General features: G+C 63.7%; 21 protein-coding genes. 1 reads left to right on the forward strand and 20 read right to left on the reverse strand.

Translation table 11 applies throughout. The annotated features are described in order from the left end of the window. Positions 1–11: 11 nt before the first annotated feature. The 20 genes from lpxC to ACYPXD_RS26895 all read right to left on the reverse strand — a co-directional run bounded on the left by lpxC (position 12) and on the right by ACYPXD_RS26895 (position 25,260). Complete coding sequence (lpxC, locus tag ACYPXD_RS26800) at positions 12–929, reverse strand: UDP-3-O-acyl-N-acetylglucosamine deacetylase (protein ID WP_459718521.1); 918 nt, start codon at positions 927–929, stop codon at positions 12–14. A 381-nt stretch (positions 930–1,310) separates the two neighbouring features. Beyond that, on the reverse strand, positions 1,311–1,814 hold the full coding sequence (locus ACYPXD_RS26805; RefSeq protein WP_459718426.1) for a redoxin family protein: 504 nt from the start codon (positions 1,812–1,814) through the stop codon (positions 1,311–1,313). A 290-nt stretch (positions 1,815–2,104) separates the two neighbouring features. Continuing rightward, the gene (gene ftsZ, locus ACYPXD_RS26810; protein WP_459718429.1) at positions 2,105–3,304 is read right to left on the reverse strand and encodes a cell division protein FtsZ; all 1,200 of its coding nucleotides are present in this window, start codon (positions 3,302–3,304) and stop codon (positions 2,105–2,107) included. A gap of 104 nt (positions 3,305–3,408) precedes the next feature. After that, on the reverse strand, positions 3,409–4,641 hold the full coding sequence (gene ftsA, locus ACYPXD_RS26815) for a cell division protein FtsA (RefSeq protein WP_075158229.1): 1,233 nt from the start codon (positions 4,639–4,641) through the stop codon (positions 3,409–3,411). A 27-nt stretch (positions 4,642–4,668) separates the two neighbouring features. Further along, positions 4,669–5,421 (reverse strand): cell division protein FtsQ/DivIB, encoded by a 753-nt coding sequence (locus ACYPXD_RS26820; RefSeq protein ID WP_459718433.1) that lies wholly within the window; start codon positions 5,419–5,421, stop codon positions 4,669–4,671. Positions 5,422–5,430: 9 nt separating this feature from the next. Then, positions 5,431–6,372, reverse strand: coding sequence for a D-alanine--D-alanine ligase (locus ACYPXD_RS26825; protein ID WP_459718436.1), 942 nt, complete (start codon positions 6,370–6,372; stop codon positions 5,431–5,433). Then, on the reverse strand, positions 6,369–7,766 hold the full coding sequence (gene murC, locus ACYPXD_RS26830; protein ID WP_459718440.1) for a UDP-N-acetylmuramate--L-alanine ligase: 1,398 nt from the start codon (positions 7,764–7,766) through the stop codon (positions 6,369–6,371). Before murC ends, ACYPXD_RS26825 begins: the two co-directional genes overlap by 4 nt. Further along, positions 7,763–8,902, reverse strand: a complete 1,140-nt coding sequence (murG, locus tag ACYPXD_RS26835; RefSeq protein ID WP_459718443.1) for an undecaprenyldiphospho-muramoylpentapeptide beta-N-acetylglucosaminyltransferase — start codon at positions 8,900–8,902, stop codon at positions 7,763–7,765. The genes murC and murG overlap by 4 nt, the downstream gene beginning before the upstream one ends. Next, entirely contained in the window at positions 8,899–10,203 is a 1,305-nt protein-coding gene (gene ftsW, locus ACYPXD_RS26840) for a putative lipid II flippase FtsW (protein ID WP_459718447.1), read from the reverse strand. Before ftsW ends, murG begins: the two co-directional genes overlap by 4 nt. Next, positions 10,200–11,714, reverse strand: a complete 1,515-nt coding sequence (murD, locus tag ACYPXD_RS26845; protein ID WP_459718450.1) for a UDP-N-acetylmuramoyl-L-alanine--D-glutamate ligase — start codon at positions 11,712–11,714, stop codon at positions 10,200–10,202. Before murD ends, ftsW begins: the two co-directional genes overlap by 4 nt. 22 nt (positions 11,715–11,736) lie before the next feature. Continuing rightward, the gene (gene mraY / locus ACYPXD_RS26850) at positions 11,737–12,906 is read right to left on the reverse strand and encodes a phospho-N-acetylmuramoyl-pentapeptide-transferase (RefSeq protein WP_075158236.1); all 1,170 of its coding nucleotides are present in this window, start codon (positions 12,904–12,906) and stop codon (positions 11,737–11,739) included. An 18-nt stretch (positions 12,907–12,924) separates the two neighbouring features. After that, a complete protein-coding gene (locus ACYPXD_RS26855; RefSeq protein WP_459718456.1) occupies positions 12,925–14,364 on the reverse strand; it encodes a UDP-N-acetylmuramoyl-tripeptide--D-alanyl-D-alanine ligase in 1,440 nt (479 codons plus the stop codon). Further along, positions 14,361–15,920, reverse strand: a complete 1,560-nt coding sequence (locus tag ACYPXD_RS26860; protein ID WP_459718459.1) for a UDP-N-acetylmuramoyl-L-alanyl-D-glutamate--2,6-diaminopimelate ligase — start codon at positions 15,918–15,920, stop codon at positions 14,361–14,363. The genes ACYPXD_RS26855 and ACYPXD_RS26860 overlap by 4 nt, the downstream gene beginning before the upstream one ends. Continuing rightward, positions 15,917–17,872 carry a peptidoglycan D,D-transpeptidase FtsI family protein gene (locus ACYPXD_RS26865; RefSeq protein WP_459718525.1) on the reverse strand — a complete coding sequence of 652 codons (1,956 nt, stop codon included), beginning with the start codon at positions 17,870–17,872 and terminating at the stop codon, positions 15,917–15,919. Before ACYPXD_RS26865 ends, ACYPXD_RS26860 begins: the two co-directional genes overlap by 4 nt. Further along, complete coding sequence (gene ftsL, locus ACYPXD_RS26870; RefSeq protein ID WP_459718464.1) at positions 17,872–18,270, reverse strand: cell division protein FtsL; 399 nt, start codon at positions 18,268–18,270, stop codon at positions 17,872–17,874. Before ftsL ends, ACYPXD_RS26865 begins: the two co-directional genes overlap by 1 nt. Beyond that, a complete protein-coding gene (gene rsmH / locus ACYPXD_RS26875) occupies positions 18,267–19,220 on the reverse strand; it encodes a 16S rRNA (cytosine(1402)-N(4))-methyltransferase RsmH (protein WP_459718467.1) in 954 nt (317 codons plus the stop codon). The genes ftsL and rsmH overlap by 4 nt, the downstream gene beginning before the upstream one ends. A 15-nt stretch (positions 19,221–19,235) precedes the next feature. Then, positions 19,236–19,664: a division/cell wall cluster transcriptional repressor MraZ gene (gene mraZ / locus ACYPXD_RS26880; protein WP_075158241.1), complete on the reverse strand. Its 429-nt coding sequence runs from the start codon at positions 19,662–19,664 to the stop codon at positions 19,236–19,238. Positions 19,665–20,106: 442 nt separating this feature from the next. Beyond that, positions 20,107–20,781, reverse strand: a complete 675-nt coding sequence (gene coq7 / locus ACYPXD_RS26885) for a 2-polyprenyl-3-methyl-6-methoxy-1,4-benzoquinone monooxygenase (protein WP_459718472.1) — start codon at positions 20,779–20,781, stop codon at positions 20,107–20,109. 286 nt (positions 20,782–21,067) lie between these two features. After that, a complete protein-coding gene (locus ACYPXD_RS26890) occupies positions 21,068–22,741 on the reverse strand; it encodes a long-chain-fatty-acid--CoA ligase (RefSeq protein WP_459718475.1) in 1,674 nt (557 codons plus the stop codon). Between the two features lie 407 nt (positions 22,742–23,148). Beyond that, complete coding sequence (locus ACYPXD_RS26895; protein ID WP_459718479.1) at positions 23,149–25,260, reverse strand: molybdopterin-containing oxidoreductase family protein; 2,112 nt, start codon at positions 25,258–25,260, stop codon at positions 23,149–23,151. A 344-nt stretch (positions 25,261–25,604) separates the two neighbouring features. Here ACYPXD_RS26895 and ACYPXD_RS26900 point away from each other — a divergent pair, with 344 nt between their 5' ends. Further along, complete coding sequence (locus tag ACYPXD_RS26900; RefSeq protein WP_459718529.1) at positions 25,605–26,801, forward strand: M20 aminoacylase family protein; 1,197 nt, start codon at positions 25,605–25,607, stop codon at positions 26,799–26,801. Positions 26,802–26,980 lie beyond the last annotated feature (179 nt).

Below are 26,980 nucleotides of genomic sequence, written 5' to 3' on the forward strand. Positions count from 1 at the left end.
GCGCGCAGCGCTTATGCAAACGCCGTCTGCGTATCGTACGCAAAACCGCGCGGCGCCTTCTGCGGATCGTCGAACGTGACGATTTCGTACGCATCTTCATGCGCGAGCAGCTCGCGCAGCAGCGCATTGTTCAGACCATGGCCCGACTTGTACGCGTCATACGACGCGAGCAGCGGATGGCCGACCACATACAGGTCGCCGATCGCGTCGAGCATCTTGTGCTTGACGAACTCGTCGTCGTAACGCAGCCCGTCGTTATTCAGAATGCGGTACTCGTCGAGCACGATTGCGTTGTCCATGCTGCCGCCGCGCGCCAGGCCCAGTTCGCGCATCGTTTCCACTTCATGCGCGAAACCGAACGTACGCGCACGCGCGATTTCGCGCACATACGACGTGTTCGCGAAATCGACCTCGAGGGCCTGGCCGGTCTTATCGACGGCCGGATGGCGGAAGTCGATCGTGAACTTGAGCTTGAAGCCGAAATACGGATCGAGGCGCGCAAACTTGTCGCCATCGCGAATTTCGACCGGCTTCTTCACCTTGATGAACTTCTTCGCGGCGTTCTGTTCCTCGATGCCGGCCGACTGGATCAGAAACACGAACGAGGCGGCGCTGCCGTCCATGATCGGAATTTCTTCAGCGGTGACGTCGACATAGAGGTTGTCGATGCCGAGGCCCGCGCAGGCGGACATCAGGTGCTCGACCGTCGACACGCGTGCGCCGTCCTTCTGCAGTACCGATGCGAGCCGCGTATCGCCGATCGCCATCGCCGACGCAGGGATGTCCACCGGCGTGGGCAAATCCACGCGCGCAAAGACGATGCCGGTATCCGGGGCCGCAGGACGAAGCGTCAGATCGACCTTGCGTCCCGAATGCAAGCCGATGCCGACCGTCTTGACGATCGATTTGATAGTGCGCTGCTTCAACATGATGGTTTTCTGTTCCATTCAGCATCCCGATTGGCCTTGCACCTGAACGTTGCGAGGCCTGAACGTTGCAAACAAGCGCAACTGCGATCAAGCGCAACTGCAAACAAAGGCAACGTCGAGGACCAGCGATTGAAATCGCCAATCGAGACTTTTTAACCCATAGAGCCGATTATACTCCATCGGCCTCTGAGGCATCGCCGTCTGGTCGTATCAATCTGTTTCGCGACGTTACGCGAGACGCGAATGCTGCGATGCCTGTTCAAACGAAGGGGGGCCGATGCCCGGAATGGAGGCGTTTCCAGTCACCGGCCCAGCGGTTGGACACGTTACGGCCTGTCACAATGGCGTCACCATTGACGTTGCCGTAACGCAACAACCGGACTACTTCAACGTCGCGAGAACGCTCTGCGCATCGCTGACTTCGAATTTGCCGGGTGCCTCGACGTTGAGCGTCTTGACCACGCCATCGTCGACCACCATCGCGTAGCGCTGCGAGCGGATGCCCATGCCACGCGCCGACAAATCCTGATCCAGACCGAGTGCCCTGGTGAAAGCCGCACTACCGTCCGCCATCATGCGCACCTTGCCCGCGGTGCGCTGATCGCGTCCCCACGCGCCCATCACGAACGCGTCGTTGACGGACACGCACCAGATTTCGTCGATGCCCGCGGCACGCAACTTCTCGGCCGCTTCGACGTAACCCGGCACATGTTTGGCCGAACAGGTCGGCGTGAACGCGCCCGGCAATCCGAAGATCACCACGCGCTTGCCCGCCGTTTCATGACTCACGCTGAAGCTGTTCGCTCCGATCGTGCAGCCCTCGCGCGCCTCGTCGATCATTTCGAAAACGGTCGCGTCGGGCAGTTTTTCACCAGTCTTGATCATGCTCGTTCCTTCACTCGATGCGGGAGCCGCACGCACTTATACGTGCAAAAGCGCACATGGAAACCGGCGTTTGATCCGACCTCATTTCATCAATGAGCATGGCAAAACCGGTCCGGCCGCTTCGAAAATTCGAAGAGGGCAACCGTCCTTGCCGCGCGTCTTGCGAGACGCGGTCTGTGAGCCGTTCCACTGTCACGCTCGTGCATTCGAAGGGCGCCACCACGCTAATGCAGCACATGCAGCACGTGCCAACGCAGAGTGCGCCGCGACGAAAGCCCGCTCCTCGCGTGTCAGTCAGCCTGCTTGCGCAGGAAAGCCGGGATGTCGTACGTGTCGACGCCCTTTTCCTGCAGCGCCTGCACGTGCGAAGCCGCGGTATCGCGCGACGTGCGCCACACGGCCGGCGTATCGAGCGAACCGTAGTCCGCCGTCTGCGCCGGTTGCGTTGCGTAGCCGTGCTGCATTGCGTGATTATTGACCGGAGCGTTGTCGGTACCGGTGCGCAGGAGCGTCATCGGTGTCGACTGCTGTTTCTTCGCAGCCCGGCCCAGGCCCGTCGCCACGACGGTCACGCGCAGCGCGTCGCCCATCGCGTCATCGTACACGGCGCCGAAAATCACCGTTGCGTCGTCGGCAGCATAGCTCTTGATCGTGTTCATCACTTCGCGCGTTTCCGACAGACGCAGCGAACGGCTCGACGTGATATTGACGAGCACGCCGCGCGCACCCGACAGATCGACGCCTTCGAGCAGCGGGCTTGCAACCGCCTGCTCGGCCGCAAGACGCGCGCGATCGACGCCGGCCACCGTCGCCGTGCCCATCATCGCTTTGCCCTGCTCGCCCATCACCGTCTTCACGTCTTCGAAGTCGACGTTCACGAGACCGTCGACGTTGATGATTTCCGCGATGCCGGCTACGGCGTTGTTCAGCACATCGTCAGCGCACTGGAAGCACTTGTCCATCTCGGCGTCATCGCCCATCACCTCGAACAGCTTGTCGTTCAGAACGACGATCAGCGAGTCGACGTGATCCTCCAGTTGCTGCGAACCTGCTTCGGCGACGCGCATGCGCTTGCCGCCTTCGAATTCGAACGGCTTGCTCACGACGCCGACCGTCAGAATCCCCATTTCCTTCGCAATCTGCGCGACGACCGGTGCCGCGCCGGTGCCGGTGCCGCCACCCATGCCTGCGGTGATGAACACCATATGCGCGCCGCGCATCGAGTCGGCAATGCGCTCGCGCGCTTCCTCAGCGGCCGCGCGGCCCATTTCCGGCTTGGCGCCCGCACCGAGACCGGTCTTGCCGAGCTGCAGCACCGTGCTCGCGCGCGAACGCGACAACACCTGCGCGTCCGTGTTCATCACGATGAAGTCGACGCCCTGCACGCCGCGGTTGATCATGTGCTGCACCGCGTTGCCGCCCGCCCCACCGACGCCTATCACCTTGATGATAGTGCCGTTGGTTTCCGTTTCCAGCATCTGGAATTCCATATTGCCTCCGTCAAGAAAAAAGTCTCAATCGGCCGTTATCCGGCAGGGGATCGGGCAACCCCCTGTCGCGCGCCGGCCGCCGGCACCGGCGCGAATTCGATTCGTTAAAAGTTGCCGAGGAACCAGTCCTTCATGCGCGTGAACACCTGTCCCATCGAGCCGGACTGCACAGCAACCTTACGGCCGCGCATGCGCTGCGAGCGCCCTTCGACAAGCAGACCCATCGCGGTCGAATAGCGCGGATTGCGCACCACGTCCGCGAGACCGCCCGCGTATTCGGGCACCCCGATCCGCACCGGCTTCAGGAAAATGTCCTCGCCGAGCTCGACCATGCCGGGCATCATCGATGCGCCGCCGGTCAGCACCACGCCGGAGCTCAGCAGTTCCTCGTAACCCGACTCGCGCACGACCTGCTGCACGAGCGAAAACAGTTCTTCGACACGCGGCTCGATCACGGCCGCGAGCGCCTGGCGCGACAGCGTGCGCGGACCGCGCTCGCCGAGCCCCGGCACTTCGATCATTTCGTCCGGATCGGCCAGTGCCTGTTTCGCGATGCCGTAGCCGACCTTGATGTCTTCCGCATCCGGCGTCGGCGTGCGCAGCGCCATGGCGATGTCGCTCGTCACCTGATCGCCGGCGATCGGAATCACCGCCGTATGACGGATCGCGCCTTCGCTGAAGATCGCGATGTCGGTCGTGCCGCCGCCGATATCGACGAGCACCACGCCCAGTTCTTTCTCGTCATCGGTCAGCACCGCGAGCGACGACGCGAGCGGCTGCAGGATCAGATCGTTCACTTCGAGCCCGCAGCGGCGCACGCACTTCACGATGTTCTGCGCCGCGCTCACGGCGCCGGTCACGATATGCACCTTCACTTCAAGCCGGATGCCGCTCATACCGATCGGCTCGCGCACGTCTTCCTGGCCGTCGATGATGAATTCCTGCGTGAGGATATGCAGCACCTGCTGGTCGGTCGGAATGTTGATCGCCTTCGCCGTTTCGATCACCCGCGCCACATCTGTTTGCGTGACTTCCTTCTCCTTGATCGCGACCATGCCGCTCGAATTGAAGCTGCGGATATGGCTGCCTGCGATGCCGGTGAACACATTCGTGATCTTGCAGTCGGCCATCAGCTCCGCTTCCTCGAGCGCGCGCTGGATCGACTGCACGGTGGCTTCGATATTCACCACCACGCCTTTCTTGAGCCCCTTCGACTCGCTCTGGCCAAGGCCGATCACTTCGTAGTGACCTTCGCCTTTCAGCTCGGCGACAATCGCCACGACTTTCGCCGTCCCGATATCGAGGGCCACCAGCAGATCTTTATAGTCTTTACTCATAGCGTGCTCATTGCGAGTGATGTCCTGTTACTTCTTGCCCTTGTCGGGTTCCGTAATGAAGCGCATGCCAGCTGCACGAATCGCAAAACCGTTCGGATAACGCAAGTCCGCATACTCGATGTCCTTCCCCCAGCGCTGCGTCACCGCCGACCACGCCGCCGTCAAACGCCGGCAACGGTCGTACAGCGTGTCCTGATTGCGCTCGCGGCCCAGTTCGACCTGCATGCCGTTCGACAGCTTCACGGTCCACGCATAACGCGGCGACAGCGTCACTTCGTCCGGCGTCGCCCCGATCGACGCAAACCACTTCTCGAAGTCGCGATAACGCGCGACGACTTCCTTCGCTGACCCATCCGGCCCGTCGAACGCCGGCAATTCCTGTTCGAGCTCGCCCTGGTTCGCGGTGAAGAGCTCGCCGTCGACGCTCACGAGCTGATCGCTGCCCCACGTGCCAAGCGGCTTGTACTCCTCGAGCGTCACCGACAGCGCATTCGGCCACACACGGCGCACGCTCGCATGCCGCACCCACGGCATCTGCTCGAACGACTGCCGCGCAGCGTCGAGGTCGACGGTGAAGAAGTTGCCCTTCAGCCGGCCGACCACCGTCGCGCGCACCGTCGGCGAGTTGATGTGCTCGGTATCGCCGTCGATGCGGATCTCGCGCAGCGCGAAGTTCGGGCGCTGGATCAGCCAGTACGCGCCCGCCGCCAGCAGCACGAGCACCAGCAACGCGTTGAGCGCGTTGGCGGCGAGGTTCAGCTGGCGAACGTTGTTCCACATGTTGGCCCGTTAGTCTTTCAGCGTCAGCGACAGGATCTTCACGACCAGCTCCGAATAGCTGATGCCGACCGCGCGCGCCGCTTTCGGCGGCAGCGAGTGATCGGTCATGCCCGGCGCCGTGTTCACCTCCAGGAAATACGGGTTGCCTTGCGCGTCCATCATGAAATCGGCGCGGCCCCAGTCGGTGCAGCCGAGCACATCGAACGCGCGGCGCGACAGCGCCTTCAGATGCGCTTCGACCGCGGGCTCCAGACCGCACGGAATCAGATACTGCGTGTCGTTCGCGATGTACTTCGCGTGATAGTCGTAGAACTCGCCGGCCGGCACGATGCGGATGATCGGCAGATCGAGATCGCCGCACACGCACGCCGTGTATTCGCCGCCGCCTTCGATGCTCTTCTCGACGACGATGATCGTGTCGTACTTCGCCGCTTCCTCGAGCGCCGCGACGAGCGCGTCGGCCGCTTTCACCTTGATTACCGCGACGCTCGAGCCTTCGCTCGCCGGCTTCACGAAGAGCGGCAAGCCGAGCTTCGCGACGATGTCTTTCGCGCGCGCGGCATAGTCGTCGCCGCGCAGCACCGCTTCGAACGGCGGCGTCGGCACGCCGAGCTGCTGCCAGACGAGCTTCGTGCGGAATTTGTCGAGCCCGAGCGCCGAGCCGAGCACGCCGCTGCCCGTATAACGGATGCCGTAGAAATCGAGCGCGCCCTGAATCTGGCCGTTTTCACCATAGCCGCCGTGCAGCGCATTAAAGGCGCGTACGAAGCCTTCGTCTTTCAGCGCCGCGAGCGGCCGCTCGGACGGATCGAACGGATGCGCGTCGATGCCGGCTTCGCGCAAGCCCTGCAAGACGAGACGGCCGGAGTTCAGCGACACTTCGCGCTCGGCGGATTCACCGCCGAGCAGCACAGCCACCTTGCCGAAGTCCTTTGGATTCACACTACTCATTTCGCACCTTCATTTGCTACGGCCAACCGGCCCGGCACACCGCCGATCGATCCCGCACCCATCGTGATCACCACATCGCCCGCACGCACCACGGCCGCGAGCGCTTCCGGCACTTCATCGACCGTTTCGACGAACACCGGTTCGATCTTTCCCGCCACGCGGATCGCGCGCGTGAGCGAACGCCCGTCCGCGGCGACGATCGGCGCCTCGCCGGCTGCGTAGACTTCGGTCAGCACGAGCGCATCGACCGTCGACAGCACCTTCACGAAGTCTTCGAAGCAATCGCGCGTGCGCGTGAAGCGATGCGGCTGAAACGCGAGCACCAGCCGCTTGTCGGGAAACGCGCCGCGCGCGGCCGCGATCGTCGCGGCCATTTCGACCGGGTGATGCCCGTAGTCGTCGACCAGCGTGTACGCGCCGCCATCGGCGACCGGCACCTCGCCATACCGTTGAAAACGCCGGCCGACACCATTGAATTCCGCCAGCGCTCGCTGGATATCGGCGTCTTTCACTTCGAGTTCAGTCGCAATCGCAATCGCCGCGAGTGCGTTCTGCACGTTGTGCATGCCGGGCAGGTTCAGCACGATGTCGAGCGGCGCCGCGTCTTCGCGCATCGCGGTGAAATGCATCTGGCCTTCGCGCGCGACCACATTGACCGCGCGCACTTGCGCATCGGCCGCGAATCCGTAACGGATGATCGGCTTCGACACGAACGGCAGAATCTCCTTCACGTTCGGATCGTCGACGCACAGCACCGCGATGCCGTAAAAGGGCAGCCGGTGCGTGAATTCGATGAACGCCTGCTTGAGCCGCGCGAAGTCGTGGCCGTAGGTGTCCATGTGATCGGCGTCGATGTTCGTGATGACTTCGATCACCGGGAACAGATTCAGGAACGACGCATCCGACTCGTCCGCTTCGGCGACGATGAAGTCGCCCGTGCCCAGACGCGCGTTCGCGCCGGCGCTGATCAGCCGCCCGCCGATCACGAAAGTCGGATCCAGACCGCCCGCGGCGAGCACGCTCGCGACCAGCGACGTGGTCGTGGTCTTGCCGTGCGTGCCGGCGATCGCAATGCCTTGCTTCAAGCGCATCAGTTCCGCGAGCATCACCGCGCGCGGCACGATCGGAATGCGCCGGTGGCGCGCCGCGAGCACTTCGGGGTTATCGCCGCGCACGGCCGTCGACACGACGACCGCATTTGCGCCTTCGATGTTTTCCGCGTCGTGCCCGATCGCGATACGCGCGCCGAGCGCGGCGAGGCGCTCGGTCACCGCATTGCGCGCGAGGTCCGAGCCGCTCACCTGATAGCCGAGATTGACGAGTACCTCGGCGATGCCGCTCATCCCGGCGCCGCCGATCCCGACGAAGTGAATATGTTTGACGATATGTTTCATTGCTGACTTCCTTCCGGGACCGCGCTGTGCGCGAACCCCGCTACGGTTGCGCAAATCTGCGCAACCTGTTCGGTCGCATCGGGCCTGGCCAGCGACCGTGAACGCTTCGCCATGTCGACCAGCGTTTCGCGCGTCTGTCCGCGCAGCCAGTCGGCAAGCTTCTCCGCCGACAGATCGCGCTGTTGCACGACGACCGCCGCGCCGTTCTGCGCGAGAAATGCGGCGTTCGTGGTCTGGTGATCGTCGACGGCAAACGGGAACGGCACGAAGAACGCCGCGACACCGACGGCCGCGATCTCGGCGACCGTCATCGCGCCCGAACGGCAGATCACGAGATCCGCGTTCGCGTAGGCGCTCGTCATGTCGTCGATAAACGGCACCAGGTGCACGTCGTCTCCCGCTGCGTTGCCGATTTCGATGCCGGCTTCCACGTAGTTCGCGCGCGCCGCGTCGATGTGCTTTGCGCCCGCCTGATGCACGATGCGCGGCCGCTCGTTCGGCGCGAGGTGCGCCAGCGCTTTCGGCACGACTTCGTTGAGGCCGGCGGCGCCGAGACTGCCGCCGACCACGAGCACATTCAAAGGACCGCTTCGCAATGCATACCGTGCTTCGGGTGCCGGCACGCGCGCAAGTTCCTCACGAATCGGATTGCCGGTCCATTCCGCGTTCGGCAGCGCATCCGGAAACGCAACGAGCACGCGTTTCGCGAGCTTCGCGAGCACCTTGTTCGCGAGGCCCGCGATCGAATTCTGTTCGTGCAGCACGAGCGAGCGGCCCGACAGCCACGTCATGACGCCAGCCGGAAAGGTGATGTAGCCGCCCATGCCGAGCACGACGTCGGGCTTCACGCGACGCAGCACCGCGAGGCTTTCCGCGCACGCACGCAGCAGGTTCAGCGGCAGCATCAGCTTGGTTTTCATGCCTTTGCCGCGTAAACCGCCGAAGCGCACGAACTCGATCGGAACGCCGTGCTTCGGCACGAGCGTCGCCTCCATTCCGGTCGGGTTGCCGAGCCACACGACGCGCCACCCCCACGCCTGCATCCGATGCGCGACGGCGAGCCCCGGGAACACGTGTCCCCCGGTGCCGCCGGCCATCACCATCAGCGTGCGCGGATCGGTTGCGAGTCGCGTCATACCTTCCCTCCGCGCATCAGCACCCGGTTTTCATAATCGACGCGCAGCAGCACGGCGATCGCGAGGCAATTGAGCAGAATGCCGGAACCGCCGTAGCTGACGAGCGGCAACGTGAGCCCCTTGGTCGGCAGAAGACCGAGGTTCACGCCCATATTGATAAAGGTCTGCGCACCGAACCAGATGCCGATGCCTTTCGCGACGAGGCCGGCGAACGTGCGGTCGAGCGCGAGCGCCTGACGGCCGATTTCGAAGGCGCGGCGCACGATCCAGTAGAACAGCAGAATCACGACCATCACGCCGACAAAGCCGAGTTCCTCGCCGATCACGGCGAGAATGAAGTCGGTGTGCGCTTCGGGCAGATAGTTGAGCTTTTCGACGCTGCCGCCGAGGCCCACGCCGAACCATTCACCGCGGCCGAACGCGATCAGCGAGTGCGTCAACTGATAGGCCTTGCCTTGCGCGTAGCGGTCGTCCCACGGATCGAGGTACGCGAAAATCCGCTCGCGGCGCCACGGCGACGCCCACACGAGCAGCGTGAATGTACCGACCGCGGTGGCCACCAGCCCGCCAAAAATCTTGCCGTTCACGCCGCCGAGAAACAGCACGCCCATCGCAATCGCGGCGATCACCATGAAGGCGCCCATATCCGGCTCGAGCAGCAGCAGCATGCCGACGACGCCGACCGCGAAGCCCATCGGCAAAAAGCCCTTCGCGAAGCTGTGCATGTATTCCTGCTTGCGCACCGTGTAGTTCGCTGCGTAGATCGTCACGGCGAGCTTCATGATTTCCGATGGCTGCATATTCGTGATGCCGAGCGGAATCCACCGGCGCGCGCCGTTCACGCCCTTGCCGATGTGCGGAATCAGCACGATCACGAGCGCGGCGAGCGCGATCAGGAAGAGCTTCGGCGCGTACTTGTCCCACGTCGAAATCGGAATGCGGAAGGTGACGATGCCGATCACGCCGCCGAGAAACACATACAGAATCTGCCGCACGAGAAACGCGTAGTCGCGGTACGACGCGTACTTCGGCGAATCGGGCATGGCGATCGACGCCGAATACACCATCACGACGCCGAGGCCGAGCAGCGCGACCGCGACCCACAGCAGCGAATGGTCGTAATCGAGCATGCGCGAGCGCAGCGGGCGCACGCCGTTGACGGCGCTAGCGAGCCCGCCCGCAATGCCGCGGCCCGATGTGGCGCCATGCGTGGCGCCCGTTCCCGCACCCGAGATCTTTCCAGACGCGACCGAGCCGCGTTGCCCTGAGAGGCGCGATCCGAAGCGTTCCGACCAGCTCATATCATCGTCCCCCGTTCGGCGGCAATGTCCTCGACCGTGCTGCGGAACACCTCGGCACGGTGCGCATAACCCTTGAACATGTCGAAGCTCGCGCACGCGGGCGACAGCAGCACGGCGTCGCCGGGCTGCGCGAGCGCGCTCGCCGCGCGCGTCGCTTCTTCGAGCGTCGCGTGATCGGCGAGTGCGATGCCGGTGTCGGCGAGCGCTTCGCGAATGCGTGGCGCGTCGCGGCCGATCAGCATCACCGCGCGGCACCAGCGCGTGACGGGCGCCGCCAGCGGTTCGAATTCCTGACCCTTGCCGTCGCCGCCGGCAATCAGCACGACGCGCTGCGCGAGACCGTCAAGCGCCGCAACCGTCGCACCGACGTTCGTGCCTTTGCTGTCGTCAACGTAATCGACGCCGTCCACCGACGCGATCAGCTCGACGCGATGCGGCTCGCCGCGGTATTCGCGCAAGCCGTGCAGGAGCGGCGCGCCCGGCAGCCCGACCGCGCGCGCCAGCGCAAACGCGGCGAGCGCATTTGCCGCGTTGTGCAAGCCGCGGATGCGCAGCGCGTCGGCCGGCATCAGGCGCTTCAACGCGATGTTCGGCGGCGTCGTGCTTTCGGCCTTGCGGCGGCGCGATGGCATCGGTTCCTCGGCGGCATCGCGGTCTTCGCCTTCGACGAGCCACAGCATGCCGTTGTCGCGCAACAAGCCGTAGTCGCCGTCGCGCGCCGGTTCGTTCAGGCCGAACGTGACGACCGGCGCGGCACTGTCCGCCGCGGTCGCAAGCGCCATCACGCGCGCGTCGTCGCGGTTCAGCACACGCACCGTGTTCGCGCCGAAGATACGGCCCTTCGCGGCCGCGTACGCATCGAGGCCGCCGTGCCAGTCGAGATGGTCCTGCGTGATGTTCAGTACGGCGGCGGCGTCCGGCGCGAACGTATGCGCGGTTTCGAGCTGGAAGCTCGACAACTCGAGCACCCAGATATCGGGCAGCGCGGTGTTGTCGATCGCTTCGCTGAGCTTGTCGAGCGCGGCCGGACTGATATTGCCGGCCACCGCGACCTTCTTGCCCGCGCGTGCGCAGAGCAAACCGGTCAGGCTCGTGGTCGTGGTCTTGCCGTTGGTGCCGGTGATCGCGATCACCTTCGGCGCGTAGCCGCTTTCACCGAGCGTCTTCAACGCCTGCGCAAAGAACTCGAGCTCGCCCCACACCGGAATATCGCGTTCGCGCGCGGCGGTAATCAGCGGCAGCAGATCGGCGGCAAGCGGCGACAGCCCGGGGCTGATCGCAACGAGTTTGACGCCTTCGAGCAGCACCGTCGAAAACGCGCCGCCGACGAAATCGGCATCGACCCGATGCGCTTCGAGCGCGGACAGATTCGGCGGCACTTCGCGCGTGTCGGCTACGCGCAGGCGGCAACCGTGCCGCGCGCACCAGCGCGCCATCGCGAGGCCCGATTCACCGAGCCCCAGCACGAGCACCATCGGCTTTTGCCGATCCCGAAACTTCTCGCCGAACATCGCTTGCTTTCCTTTGTGCTGCTTAGCGCAACTTGAGCGTGGACAAACCGAACAGGCACAACATCAACGTGATGATCCAGAAACGCACGACCACCTGCGTTTCTTTCCATCCCGATAACTCGAAGTGGTGATGCAGCGGCGCCATCTTGAAGATGCGCCTGCCTTCGCCATAACGGCGCTTCGTATATTTGAACCACGTGACTTGCAGCATCACGGAAAGCGTTTCGGCGACGAAGATGCCGCCCATGATGAAAAGCACGATCTCCTGGCGCACGATCACCGCAACGGTGCCGAGCGCGCCGCCGAGCGCCAGCGCGCCGACGTCGCCCATGAACACCTGCGCGGGGTGCGTGTTGAACCAGAGAAACGCGAGGCCCGCTCCGCCGATCGCGGAGCAGAAAATCAGCAATTCGCCGGCGCCCGGGATATGCGGGAACAGCAGATACTTCGAATAGACCGAGCTGCCCATCACGTACGCGAACACGCCGAGCGATGCGCCGACGAGCACGACGGGCATGATCACGAGGCCGTCGAGACCGTCGGTGAGATTGACCGCGTTGCTCGCGCCGACAATCACCAGATAGGTGAGCGCGATAAAGCCCCAGACGCCGAGCGGATAGCTGATCGACTTCAGGAACGGCAGCATCAGGTCGGCGCGCGCGGGCAGGCCCATCGACAAGCCGCTGCGCACCCACGCCATGAACAGGTCGAACACGCGCACGTTGCTCGCTTCGGAAACGCTGAACGCGAGATACACGGCCGCGAACAGGCCGATCACCGACTGCCAGAAATACTTCTCGCGCGACGACATCCCGCGCGGATCCTTGTAGACCACCTTGCGGTAGTCATCGACCCAGCCGATCAGCCCGAAGCCGAACGTCACCAGAATCACGATCCAGATAAACCGGTTGGTCAGATCGGCCCACAGCAAGGTCGACACGGCGATGCCGATCAGAATCAGCACGCCGCCCATCGTCGGCGTGCCCGATTTGACGAGGTGCGTTTGCGGACCGTTCGTGCGCACCGCCTGGCCCACCTTCATCGCCGTCAGCTTGCGGATCACCCACGGACCGCACACCAGCCCGATCAGCAGCGCGGTAATCGTCGCTGCGACCGCGCGAAAAGTCAGATAACTGAACACGCGCAAGAAGCTTGCGTCATTCTGCAGCCATTGCGCCAGCGCCAGTAGCATGCGTGGTTCCCTTCTCTTTCAATGCGCGGCGGGCGTGTCGCCCGTCGCATCGGTTTGTGGACTTGTCAAGGCGTCCACCACGCGCTCCATTTGCATGAAGCGCGAGCCTTTCACCAGAAATGTTGCGGTTGCCGTGTAGCCGCCCTGCTGCAATTGCGCAACGAGCGCGGCCGGATCGGCGGCGTGCTGCGCCGGCGGACCGTACGCGGCGCACGCGTCGCGCGATGCATCGCCCATCGCATACAGCGCATCGACGCCGCACTCTTTTGCGTACGCGCCGATCTCGCGATGAAACGCCGGACCTTCGTCGCCGGTTTCGCCCATATCGCCCATCACGAGCACGCGCGGCGACGGACGCGCCGCGAGCACGTCGATCGCCGCGCGCATCGAATCGGGATTCGCGTTGTACGTGTCGTCGATCACGGTCGCGCCGGCAAGCGTGCCGAGCGCCGCACGCTTGAGCTGCAGACGGCCCTTCACCGCGCCGAACGATTCGAGACCGCGCCGGATCGCATCGAGCGACACGCCTGACGCGAGCGCGGCGGCCGTCGCGGCCAGCGCATTGCGGGCGTTGTGCGCGCCGAGCACCTGCAGCGTCACATCGATGCCGCCCTGCGGCGTGACGATGCTGAGCGTGCGGCCGTCGAAGCGGCCCGTGACGGCGGCTTCGGTTATGCATTCGTCGGTGTTCAGCGCGAAATCGATCACGTTGTTGCCGGTTGCCGCGACGCGCCAGATGCCTGAATAGGCGTCGTCGGCCGGGAACACGGCGATGCCGTCGGGCGTCAGCGCATGAATCACACTGGCGTGTTCGAGCGCGACCGCTTCGACGGTCGCCATGAATTCCTGGTGCTCGCGCTGCGCGTTGTTGACCACCGCGACGGTCGGCTCCGCGATCTTCGCGAGCAGTTGCGTTTCGCCCGGGTGATTCATGCCGAGCTCGACGACGGCGAGCAGGTGCGCGTCGCTCAGGCGGAACAGCGTGAGCGGCAGACCGACGTCGTTGTTGAAGTTGCCGGCGGTCGCAAGGCGCGAGGCTTCGCCGACCTCGGCCGCGAAGATCGACGCGATCATTTCCTTGACCGTCGTCTTGCCGTTGCTGCCCGTGACCGCGACGAGCGGCATCGCGAAACGGCGGCGCCAGCCGCGCGCGAGCGCGCCGAGCGCGACGCGCGTATCGGCCACGCGCAATGCGGGCAGGCGCCAGTCGCCGGGACTGCGTGTGACGAGCGCCGCGTTCACCTGACGGCTCGCGACCTCGGTCAGGAAGTCGTGCGCGTCGAAGCGCTCGCCCTTGAGCGCGACGAACAGATCGCCGGGCCCTGCGGTGCGGCTGTCGGTCGAGACGCGGTCGAACGTGACCGAATCGTCGCCGAGCACGGTCGCGCCCGGAATCAGCGCGGCGGCTTCGCGCAGCGAGAACATCGCTTTCGTTTTGCCTGATCCGGTCGCCATCATTCGCCCCCTCCGCGCGCTTGCGTCGCACGCGCGGCAAGCGCGAGCCGTGCATGGTCCTGATCCGAAAACTCGCGCTTCTTGCCCATGATTTCCTGTGTGGCTTCGTGGCCCTTGCCCGCGAGCACGATCACGTCTTCGCGCGCCGCGCTGCGGATCGCCTGCAGGATCGCGCTCGCGCGGTCTTCGATGCAGCGCGCTTTCGACGGCTGCGTCATGCCGGCGACGATCTGATCGATGATCGTTTGCGGATCTTCGCCGCGCGGATTGTCGCTGGTCACGACGAGCGCGTCCGCGCTGCGTTCGGCGATCGCGCCCATCAGCGGGCGCTTCGTCGCATCGCGATCGCCGCCGCAGCCGAACATGCAGACAAGCTCGCCGCCGCGCGCCTGTGCGATCGGGCGCAAGGCGGCAAGCGTCTTTTCGAGCGCGTCCGGCGTGTGCGCGTAGTCGATCACGACAAGCGGCTCGTCGTTTTGCAGACGGCCGCCGAGGCGCTGCATGCGGCCGTTCACCGGCTCGAGTCTGGCGATTTCCTCGAGCGCGGCGTCGAAAGGCACATTCGCCGCCAGCAGCGCGCCGAGCACGCCGAGCAGATTGCTGACGTTGAACGCGCCGAGCGTGCCGACTTCGACATCGGCGCTGCCCCAGTCGGAGACCAGATGAAACGCGGTGCCCGTGGCGGTCGCGCGCACGGCGCTGGCGATCAGCGCCTGATCGGCGAGCAGCGCGCTGACATCGGCCGCCCCCACGCCGCCTTCGAGCGAATACGCGATCGTGCGCGCATGCCCTTTCGTGCTGGCAATAAGGCGGCGCCCCGCTTCGTCGTCGGCGTTGATGACGGCGACGCGCAGCTCGGGCCATTCGAAAAGACGCGTTTTCGCCGCTTCGTACGCGGCAAACGTGCGGTGATAGTCGAGATGGTCCTGGGTCAGGTTCGTGAATACCGCGATATCGAATTTGGTGCCGTTTACGCGCCCTTGATGCAAGGCATGCGACGACACTTCCATCGCGATCGCCTGCGCACCCTCATTACGCAAATGCGCGAGGTTGCGTTGCAGTTGCGGTGCATCGGGCGTCGTAAAGCCGGTATGAACGAGATGCCCGGGCATGCCGCTGCCGAGCGTGCCGATCACCGCGCACGGCGTGCCGTGCGCCGACAGCGCGGTTGCAATCCATTGCGTGCACGACGTCTTGCCGTTCGTGCCGGTCACGCCGATCACGCGCATCGCGTCGCTCGGGTCGTGGTACCAGGCGCTCGCAATCGCGCCCGCGAGTTCGTTCAGTGCGGGCACCGCGTGGGCAATCGCGGCGGCGGGTTTTGTCGTCGTCAAGCCTTCCGGCTGGTAAAGCACCGCCGCGGCGCCGCGTTCGATCGCGTGATCGATAAACGGCCGGTTGTCCGCGCCTTCGACCGCATACGCGAGAAAAGCGTCGCCGTTCGCGAGCGAACGCGTGTCCGCATGCAGTTGCGCACCGGACTTCACATGCGCGCTCAGCCACGCGAGGGCGTCGTCGATCTGCGGACGCGCCGGATGGGAGAAACGCAGCGCGCTCATCGCACGACTCCCGGGTGTTCCTTCGCGTTGCTCGAGATCGTCAGCTTCTTCGCGGACGTGCCGCGGGTCGCAATTTTCGCGGCGAACTTCTTCGTGTTGTTTGCGTCGTTCGCGTGGTTCGACGCGGCGACTTTCTTCGCTGCACTCTTCACAGCGCCGGTCGGCGCATCGCCATTGTTCCCGGCCGACGCGACGGACTCGGTCTGGTTCGTGTCGTCCGACACGACCATCTGCTTGATCGGCATATCGGGCGGCACGTTCAGCGAGCGCAGTGTGTCGCCGGCGATCGCCGAGAACACGGGGCCCGACACCTGACCGCCGAAGTGGCTGCCCGCGGTCGGCTCGTCGACCGATACCGCGATCACAACGCGCGGGTTCGGCATCGGCGCCATGCCGACGAACGATGCGCGGTACTTCGATTTGTCGTAGCCGCGGCCCGAGTGCTTGTACGCGGTGCCGCTCTTGCCGCCGACGCGATAGCCGGGCACGGCCGCATCGGGCGACGTGCCGGCCGGCGACACCACCGCTTCGAGCATCGTGCGCACTTCGCGCGCCGTGGTCGGCGAAAACACCTGCGTGCCGGCCAGCGGCTGGTCGCCCGGCGTATGGAAAATCGAAATCGGCATGATCTGGCCGTCGTGCGCGATCGCGGTATACGCGCGTGCGAGCTGGAACAGCGACGCCGACAGGCCGTAGCCGTACGACATCGTCGCCTGCTCGATACGACGCCAGCTCTTCCACGGACGCAGACGGCCCGCCGCCGCGCCCGGAAAACCGACCTTCGGCGCCTGGCCGAGACCGATGCTGGTATACATGTTCCACATCTCTTCGGGCTTGAGCTGCATCGCGATCTTCGTCGCGCCGATGTTGCTCGACTTCTGGATCACGCCGCCGACCGTCAGCACGCCGAACGCGCTGTCGTCAGTGATCGTGGCGCCGTCGAGGACAAAGCGTCCCGGCCCCGTATCCACCAGTGTAGTCGGCGACACGCGATGCAGATCGAGCGCGAGCGACACCGTGAACGGCTTCATGATCGAGCCCGGCTCGAACACGTCGGTGAGGATGCGGTTGCGCAGTTGCTCGCCCGTCAGGTGCGAGCGGTCGTTCGGGTTGTAGGTCGGGTAATTGACGAGCGCGAGCACTTCGCCCGTGCGCACGTCGACGACCATCGCAGCGCCCGCTTTCGCCTTGAACTTCTGCACGGCCGCTTTAAGGTTTGTGTAAGCGATGTATTGAATCTTGCTGTCGATCGACAGCTCGACATCCTTGCCGTTGTGCGGCACGACCGTCTCGTCGACGTCTTCGACGATGTGGCCCATGCGGTCCTTGATCACGCGACGGCTGCCGGACATGCCGGCGAGCATCTTCTGGTCGCCGAGCTCGACGCCTTCCTGGCCTTCGTCCTCGACATTCGTAAAGCCGATCAGGTGCGCGGTGATCTCGCCTTCCGGATAAAAGCGCTTGTATTCGTTGCGCTGATAAATACCGGGAATGTCGAGCGCGGCGACCTGGGCCGCGACGTCGACCGGCACCTGGCGCTTCACGTAAACGAAGGTTTTGTCTTCGGACAGCTTCGCGCGCAGCTCTTTCTGCGTCATATCGAGCAGTTTGCCGAGCTGCTGCAGCTTGTCCGCGCCGAGATCGTCCGGCACCGACTCGGGAATCGCCCAGATCGCGCGCACGGGCAGGCTCGTCGCGAGTACGAGACCGTTGCGATCGAGAATCTTGCCGCGCGTCGCCGGCAATTCGATGGTGCGCTGATAGCGGCTTTCGCCCTGCTTCTGATAGAACGCGTTGCCGGGCCCCTGGATCCAGAACGCGCGTCCGGCCAATGCGACGAACGCCATGAACAGCAGGAACACGACCAGCTTCGAGCGCCACATCGGCAGGCGCACAGAAAGAATGGGGTTGGCGGAAAACGCAACGCTCTTGCGATTCGACGATTTCTTCATCATCGCGCGCCTCCGCGGGAGCTTGCGGCTTGTGCCGCTTGTGCCTGGAGGTCCGATGCCGCCGCTCGTGCGTTCACCGGCCCCGATGCGGGCCCGGACGTCGGAATCGGCGCGTCCTCGGCCGTCGCGGTGCCCGGTTCGAGCTGGACGTATTGCGTGCGGCCCGTGGTGGCCTGCTGCATCTTCAGCGAATCGGTTGCGAGCTGCTCGATGCGCGACGTTTTCGACAACGCGCTCTGCTGATATTGAAGCTGCGAATAGTCCTGCTGCAACTGACGCTCCTGCGACTGCGCGCGCTGCAGCTGGATAAAGAACTGGCGCTGCTGGTTCGTCGCGTTCACGACGGAAAGGGCACAGCCCATGACGACGATCAGCAGGAAGATATTGAGACGGTTCATGGCGCGATCCGCTCCGCAACGCGCATCACGGCGGAACGGGCGCGCGGATTGGCGGCGACTTCGGCGTCGCTCGCGAACACACGGCCTAGCAGTTTGAACGGAGGGCTCGGCAGGTCGACAGCACGAATCGGCAGACGGCGGTCGACCGCAGGCGCAGTGGACTGCGCCTGCATGAATCGCTTGACGATGCGATCTTCGAGCGAATGAAAGCTGATCACGACCAGCCGCCCCCCTTGCTCCAGCAACGACAACGCTGCCTCTAGAACGACTTGCAGCTCCGCAAGCTCTTGATTGACGTGAATCCGTATAGCCTGAAAGGTGCGGGTTGCCGGGTCCTTACCCTTCTCACGGGTCTTGACGGCGTTAGCCACGATTTGGGCAAGCTCGCCCGTGCTTGCGAGAGGCCCAAGACGTTCGGACTCTGCCCGGCGAGCAACAAGCGCCTTTGCAATCTGAACAGCAAACCGTTCTTCCCCATAATCTCTGATCACCTCCGTCAGTTCCTGCAACGTGGCCCGCGCGAGCCAATCCGCGGCGGATTCGCCGCGCGTCGGGTCCATTCGCATGTCGAGCGGGCCATCGGCGCGAAAACTGAAGCCGCGCTCCGGATCGTCGACTTGCGGCGACGACACGCCCAAATCCAGCAATACACCCGACACACGCCCTACCCCGCGCGACACCAACGCGTCGCGCAGTGATGCAAAACTCTGATGCACGATTTCGAAACGCGGATCGGCCATGCGTTGCGCCGTTTCGATCGCAAGCGGATCTTTATCGAATGCGATCAGCCGGCCCGCCTCGCCGAGCTTGCCCAACACCGCCCGACTGTGGCCGCCGCGCCCGAACGTGCCGTCCACATAGACGCCGTCCGTGCGCGTCACCAGCGCGTCGACCGCTTCCTCCAGCAGCACCGTGCGATGCTGCAACTCCTTTCCCATCGCAGGCGCCATGTCGATCACCCGCGGTCAGAATGTGAAGTTTTTCAGCGCTTCGGGCATGCCCTGCGCCATCGCCGCCTGTTCCTTCGCGTTGTAGGTCTGTGCGTCCCACAACTCGAAGTGACTTCCCATTCCTAACAACATCACGTCTTTTTCAAGCGAGCCCGCGATGCGCAACTCGGGCGACACGAGCACGCGCCCGGCCGTATCGAGTTCGACGTCGGCTGCATTGCCGAGAAAGATCCGCTGCCACCACTTGGCTTCCATCGGCAGCGCGGCGATTTTCGTGCGGAAGACCTCCCATTCGGGGCGCGGAAACAGCAACAGGCAGCCGTCCGGGTGCTTGGTAATCGTCACCCGGCCTTCTGCCTGTCCTTGCAGCGCATCCCGATAGCGAGCCGGGATGGACATCCTCCCTTTCGCATCGAGTGTCAGCGCCGACGCCCCTTGGAACACTTCAACTCCCCTTTGTGAGGGCGTTGTAAGACGCCGCCCGGTCTCGAAAACTTACCCGAAATACGCGGGTAGATCACACAAAAATACACTTTCTCACACTGTCTCCCACTTTAGAGGAACCCCAAACACGGGTCAAGGGAGGCGGGCCGATTTTTAACGAATTTTGTTTGCTAGAACAAGGACTTAGCGACGGTCGTTCAAGTCAGACGTAAACGGGAAAATCGTTATAAATGAATCAGATAGTGAGACTTGTGAAGGTAGTACTTGAGAAGTCGGGCGAGAAAGCGCGGATTTTAGGGATTTGGCGGGGTGGGATCCGGCGTGCAAAGCGAACAATGACGCGGATATCGGCGGTAGAGGTCGAGCGAGGTTCAGGCAAGGCGAAAGGACGGCGTGGTAAACGCCGTCCAACGGTAAATCCCGGCGAAAAGATTCAATGCGTTCAGATGCGGTATGCCGTTGTCGTCATGATTTTCGACGCCGCGCGCATCAGCGCCCGTGCGGGAAACGGCAGTTCGATCCCGCCCGCGTCCATCGCGGCTTTCCCGTGCGCCGCTTCGTCGGCGCGCATCTGCTCGACGACGGCGCGCGATTCGTGATCCGCGGCGGGCAGCGCTTCCATGTGGCCGTTCAGGTGCTGCTCGACCTGGCGCTCGGTCTCGGCCATGAAACCGAGGCTCACACGGTCGCCGAAACGTCCCGCGGCGAAGCCGATCGCAAGCGCCCCTGCGTACCACAACGGGTTCAGGAGACTCGGACGCGAATCGAGCGCCTCGAGGCGCTTCGCCGTCCACGCGAGGTGATCTTCCTCTTCGCGCGCGGCATTTTCGAAGGCTTGCTTCAGTGCGGGGGAACGCGTGGCGAGTTTCTGCGCTTGATACAGCGCCTGCGCGCAGACTTCGCCGACATGATTGACACGCATGAGGCCGGCCGCGTGCGCGCGTTCCTGCGTGGACATTTCGACGCGTTCGGCGGCATCGCTCGCGTCCGCTGCGTCGGCCATATCCGCGGTATCGGCCCGTTGAGCCGGCACCGGCATCGGGCGGCTCATGCGCGACACGCCTGTCATCGATCGCAAACCGCGATCGAACTCGGTAATCAAGTCGTCAAGCAGCATCCTGCTCCTCCAGTCGGGCCACCCTCCGAATGCAGTCGCAACCGGCGCATTCGAGCCCTCAAAACAGGGGGTTTTGGTAGCCAAACGTTAATTTTAGACTATGTTGCTTAAAGGAAACAGCGGGGAAGCAACGACCACCGGCGCGACGCGGTCCGTGCGGCTTGACGTGCGCCTGCCGGTTCGTTCGCGTATAAAACTTTCGCATTCCCTGGAGATCATCGCGAAATAAAAAAGGAGGCGCCCTTTCGAAGGCGCCTCCCCGCTCGACCGGAGGGTGTGAACCGTGCTACGCGCGGCCGTCGCGCAACTCGCGCCGCAGAATCTTGCCAACATTGCTTTTCGGCAATTCCTTGCGGAACTCCACGATGCGCGGCCGCTTATAGGGTGTGAGCTGGTCCTTGCAGAACGCGATGATGTCGGCGTCGGTGAGCTTTTCGTCCTTCTTCACGACGAACAGCTTCACCGCTTCACCGCACTGCGCGTCGGGCACGCCAACCGCCGCCACTTCGAACACGCCCGGATGCTTCGCGACCACATCCTCGACTTCGTTCGGATAGACGTTGAAGCCCGACACGAGAATCATGTCCTTCTTGCGGTCGACGATCTTCACGAAACCGCGCTCGTCCATAAGCCCGATGTCGCCGGAGCGCAGAAAACCGTCCGCGGTCATCACCTTTGCGGTTTCGTCGGGACGGTTCCAGTAGCCGGCCATCACCTGCGGACCGCGAATGCAGACCTCGCCGGGCTGACCGAGCGGCACGTCGTTGCCGTCGTCGTCGCGAATCGAGATTTCCGTCGACGACACCGGCAAGCCGATCGTGCCGTTGTATTCGGTGGCCGTCACCGGATTGCAGCTCACCGTCGGCGACGTCTCCGACAAACCGTAGCCCTCGATGATCGGCGTCTTCGTGCGCGCAAACCAGCGCTCGGCGACGGCCTTTTGCACAGCCATGCCGCCCGCGTTCGCAACCATCAGGTCGGAAAAGTCGAGCTTGTCGAAATCCGGATGATTGAGCATCGCGTTGTAGAGCGTGTTGACCGCCGGCAGCGTCGTGACCTTGTAGCCCTGCAGCGACTTGATCATGCCGCCGATATCGCGCGGATTGGGAATCAGCACGACGAGCCCGCCTTGCCGGATCGGCATCAGCCCGCAGACCGTCAGCGCGAACACGTGATAAAGCGGCAGCGCGGCCACCGTGACCGTCTGCGTGACATCGGGCCGCGCCACACGAGCCGGTTCATGCCACGCGGCGGACTGCAGCACATTCGCGATCAGATTGCGATGCGTGAGCGTCGCGCCCTTCGACACGCCGGTCGTACCGCCCGTGTATTGCAGGAACGCGATGTCTTGCTGACCTTGCTGGACAGGTTTGAACGTCGCGCGTGCGCCTTGCGCGAGCGCGTCGTTGAACCGCACGTGGCCAGGCAGGCTCCACGCAGGCACCAACTTCTTCACGCGCCGCACGACGAAATTGACGATGTGCCCTTTCGGGCCCAGCAGATCGCCCATCGCAGCAACGATCACATGCCTGATCGACGTGTTGCCGATCACGGCCTGCACCGTCGCCGCGAAATTTTCGAGCACGATGATCGCCTGCGCGCCGCTGTCCTTCATCTGATATTCGAGCTCGCGCGGCGTGTAGAGCGGGTTCACGTTCACGACGACATAACCGGCGCGCAGAATGGCCGCGAGCGCGATCGGGTACTGCAGCACATTCGGCATCATGATCGCGATGCGCGCGCCGCGCTCGAGCCCCTTCGACTGGAACCACGCGCCGAGGCGGCGCGACAGTTCATCGAGTTCGCCGTAGGTGATGGCTTTGCCCATGCATGCGAAGGCGGGCTTGTCGCGATACTGGCGGAAGCTTTCTTCGAGAAGATCGGCCACCGATGCGTACTGCGTCGGATCAATCTCCGCCGGCACGCCGGGTGGGTACGATTTCAGCCAGATCTTCTGCATACGGTGTTTCTCCGGTCCCATGCGCGATGGTTGATATTGTTGCTACGTTTTTGAATGATCGTGCGAAAGGCAGCGCATCGTAGCACGCGCTTTTCCGCACTTTATTTCGGGAAACCACCGGTTTAGACGATGGCCTCGAAACGGAAGAACACGTTGCCCCGGGTGGTCATTCCGTGTGGCTTGCCCATGGATACATATATATAGGCGTGGGAAGGAACTGCGGGGGCGTGGCGGGGTTTGCGGGCGCCGGTTACCGGTTACCGGTTGCTTCGCTTTGAGCGATTGGCGATTCGTGATCTGCAACTGGCTGCTTGCGGACGGACGGCCTGTTTCTTTTTGTGCGCTGGACCGGGACGTCATCTTTGCGATGCATGGCATTGCTTTCCGGATGACGCCCGGATTATGCGTTATGCGCGTTCGACTTCGACGAGACAGTCGTAGAACGTCGCCGAGCCGCCGAGATCGGTCAGCGCCTGGCTTGTCACCTGATTCGCATTGCGGCCGTCCGGCGCGAGCTTTTTCCACCAGATCGACAGGCCGACCACGAGCCCTTCGCGTGCCTTGTCGGTCACGCGGGCGCGCGCCTGCATCGAGCCGCGATCGTTGAAGATGCGCACCTGGTTTCCTTCGATGATGCCGCGGCGCTTTGCATCGGCGGGGTGGATGTCGAGATGCGGCTCGCCTTCGGTCGAACGCAGGCTTTCGACATTGACGAAAGTGCTGTTCAGGAAGTTGCGCGCGGGCGGCGAAATCATCGCGAGCGGATAGCGGGACGCGAGCTCGGGCGCGTTTTCGGCGGATTCGTACGGCGGCAAGTAGTCGGGCAGCGGATCGAGGCCCTGTTGCGCGAGCCGTTCGCTGTAGAACTCGCACTTGCCCGATGGTGTGCGAAAGCCGCCTTCGGCGAACGGCGCGTCCGGCACATGCAGTTTCGCCCAGCCGGCGCGCTTGAGCGTCGGCCAGTCGACGCCCGCGAGCGCGCTGTCGTCCCAGCGGAAGGCCGCTGCGGCGACCTGTTCATCGGTCTCGAAGAGCGCGGGTTCGGTGAGCCCCATGGCCCGCGCGATGCCGCGGAAAATCTCGGTGTTCGGCTTCGCGTCGCCCACCGGCGCGATCGCCGGCAGGTTCGCCATCACGTGCGTGTGGCCGTACGACTTGTGGACGTCGAGGTGTTCGAGTTGCGTCGTAGCGGGGAGCAGCAGATCGGCGTAATCGGCGGTGTCGGTCTGGAAATGCTCGAGGACGATGGTGAAGAGATCTTCGCGCGCGAAGCCGGCGGCCACACGCTCCGAATCGGGCGCAACGGCAACCGGATTCGAGTTGTAGACGACGATTGCCTCGACCTTTGGGCCGAATGCTGACGTGCTGGCTGTGTTGTTGCCGGTGTTGCCGGTGTCGCCGGGGTGGAGCAGAGCGTCGCCGATCGCATTCATGTTGATGACGCGCGAAGGCGCCGACGGCCAACCCGGCATCAGATCAGGCCGGGCCAGCGCGAACGAATCGACCGGTGCCCACCCCGACGACGACAACAGCGCGCCGCCCGCGCGCTCACGCCACGCGCCGGTCAGCGACGGCAGGCAGGCGATCGCGCGCACCGCATTGCCACCGCCGCGCACACGCTGCATGCCGTAGTTGAGACGGATCGCGGCTTTGCGGGTTTTGCCGTAAAGGCGTGCAAGTTCGATGATGACGGTTTCTTCAAGACCGCAAATCTGCGCGACGCGTCTGGGCGTATAGGTGAGTGCGCGGGCTTTCAACTGCTCGAAACCGAGCGTGTGATCGGCGATGTACGCGTGATCGAGCCGATTTTCGGTGATCAGCACGTGCATCATGCCGAGCGCGAGCGCGCCGTCTGTGCCCGGTTTGAGTGCGATGTGCTGATGGCACTTTTCGGCCGTGAGCGACCGGTACGGGTCGATGGCGATCAGGCGTGCGCCGTTGCGCTTGGCCTCTTGCGCAAGCGTCCAGAAATGCAGGTTCGACGCGATCGGATTGGCGCCCCAGATCAAAATCAGTTCGCTTTCGGAGAAGAACTCGGTGAGCATGCCGAGACCCGCGCCATACGTATATTTGAGGCCCGCGGTGCCCGCGGATGCGCAAATCGCACGATCGAGTTGCGATGCGCCGAGCTGGTGGAAGAACCGTTGCGCAATGCTGTCGCCCTGCACGAGGCCCATCGTGCCGGCGTAGCTGTAGGGGACGATCGCTTCGGGCGCGCGCGCCGCGATTTCGGACAGCTTCGTGGCGGCAAGCGCAAATGCTTCGTCCCATGTGATCGGCTCGAAGCGCCCCTCGCCCTTTTTGCCGACGCGCTTCATGGGCGTGGTCAGGCGGCTCGCATGGTGCACGCGGTCCGCGTAGCGGCTGACCTTGGTGCACAGCACGCCTTGCGTCGGCGGATGGTCGGGATCGCCTGTCACCTTGATCGCGCGGCCGTTTTCGACGGTCACCCGCATCGCGCAAGTATCCGGGCAATCGTGCGGGCAGACCGCGCGGGCGAATTCGTTGGGTGCGTTCATGGAAGTAGGGCCTGTTTTCTTCTGATTGCGTGTACGTTTGTGCGTGGTTGCTTCGGCGGCTTGCCGGTGTGGTTCGGCGCTAGTGCGGGTTGCCGATCTGGCTTGCTGGTGCCGCTGGTCCCGCTGACTTGCCTGGTTTGCCTGGTTTGCGCCGTAACACGCGTGAAAGGTCAATTTTATTATGTTCGCCGGCCACGCGGCGGACTGCCACGCGCGTTCGGATTATCGGTGGCCGCGCTGTCGGAGATATCGATCAGCGTAGAATCAAATCATTATTGGGCGCACCGGTGCATCACGGTCGTCGCTCGCTCAAATCACTTCCCGCAGCTAGCGCACCTCTCATCATGAAACTTATCCCTGAAATCCAGTCCGCGCATGGCGAAATTCAATCACTTCGACGAACGATTCACGCGAATCCCGAACTTCGCTATGAAGAGACTCATACCTCCGATCTGGTTGCAAAGACATTATCCGGTTGGGGAATCGAAGTGCACCGCGGACTCGGTAAAACCGGCGTCGTGGGCGTGTTGAAGCGTGGCAATGGCACGCGCTCTATCGGCTTGCGCGCCGATATGGATGCGTTGCCGATTCTCGAGCTCAATACGTTCGATCACCGATCGCGCAACGACGGGAAGATGCATGCCTGCGGACATGATGGACACACGGCGATGCTGCTCGGCGCCGCGCGTTACCTCGCGAAGCACGGCGACTTTGACGGCACGATCGTGTTTATCTTCCAGCCGGCCGAAGAAGGCGGCGCCGGCGCGAAGGCCATGATCGAGGATGGCCTCTTTACGCGATTTCCCGTCGATGCGGTGTTCGGCATTCACAACTGGCCGGGTCTTGGCGCCGGACATTTCGGCGTGACCGTGGGGCCGATCATGGCGTCGAGCAACGAGTTCCGCATCGAAGTGAAGGGCGTGGGCGCGCACGCGGCTTTGCCGCATAACGGACGCGACCCGGTCTTCACCGCAGTGCAGATCGCGAATGGCCTGCAGGGCATCATCACGCGCAACAAAAAGCCGATCGACACCGCGGTGCTGTCGATCACGCAGATTCACGCGGGGGACGCGGTCAATGTGGTGCCGAACGAAGCGTGGCTCGCGGGGACCGTTCGCACATTCACGACGCAGACGCTGGATATGATCGAGTCGCGTATGCACAAGATCGTGGAGGGCATTGCCGAGGCATATGAGTGTTCGGCCAGACTGACGTTTCGACGTAATTATCCGCCGACGGTTAATACCAGCGAAGAGACGAAGTTCGCGGCAATGGTGATGAAGGAAATTGTCGGGGAGGAAAACGTCGTCGATCCAATCGAGCCGACGATGACGGCCGAAGACTTCTCGTTCATGCTGGAAGCAAAGCCGGGATGCTACGCATTCCTCGGCAATGGAGATGGCGATCATCGCGAGATGGGGCACGGCGATGGACCTTGCATGCTGCACAACGCAAGCTACGACTTCAACGACGAGTTGCTGCCGGTTGGGTCGACGTATTGGGTGAGGTTGGCACAGCGGTTCCTGGCACGTGAAGCTTGATACCTGAATGGTTTGGCGCGTAGGCCTTGCGGTGGGTGATTGACGTGATTGGTCGGCTTGCGTCGGCGCTTAAGCGCTTTTAACTGCCGTAAACGCACAAACCCCGCCCTGATGAGGGCGGGGTTAGTGTTTCTGCGAGGGGGAGCCTGACGATTACCTACTTTCACACGGGCAATCCG

It is taken from the genome of Paraburkholderia sp. 2C (assembly GCF_054589215.1).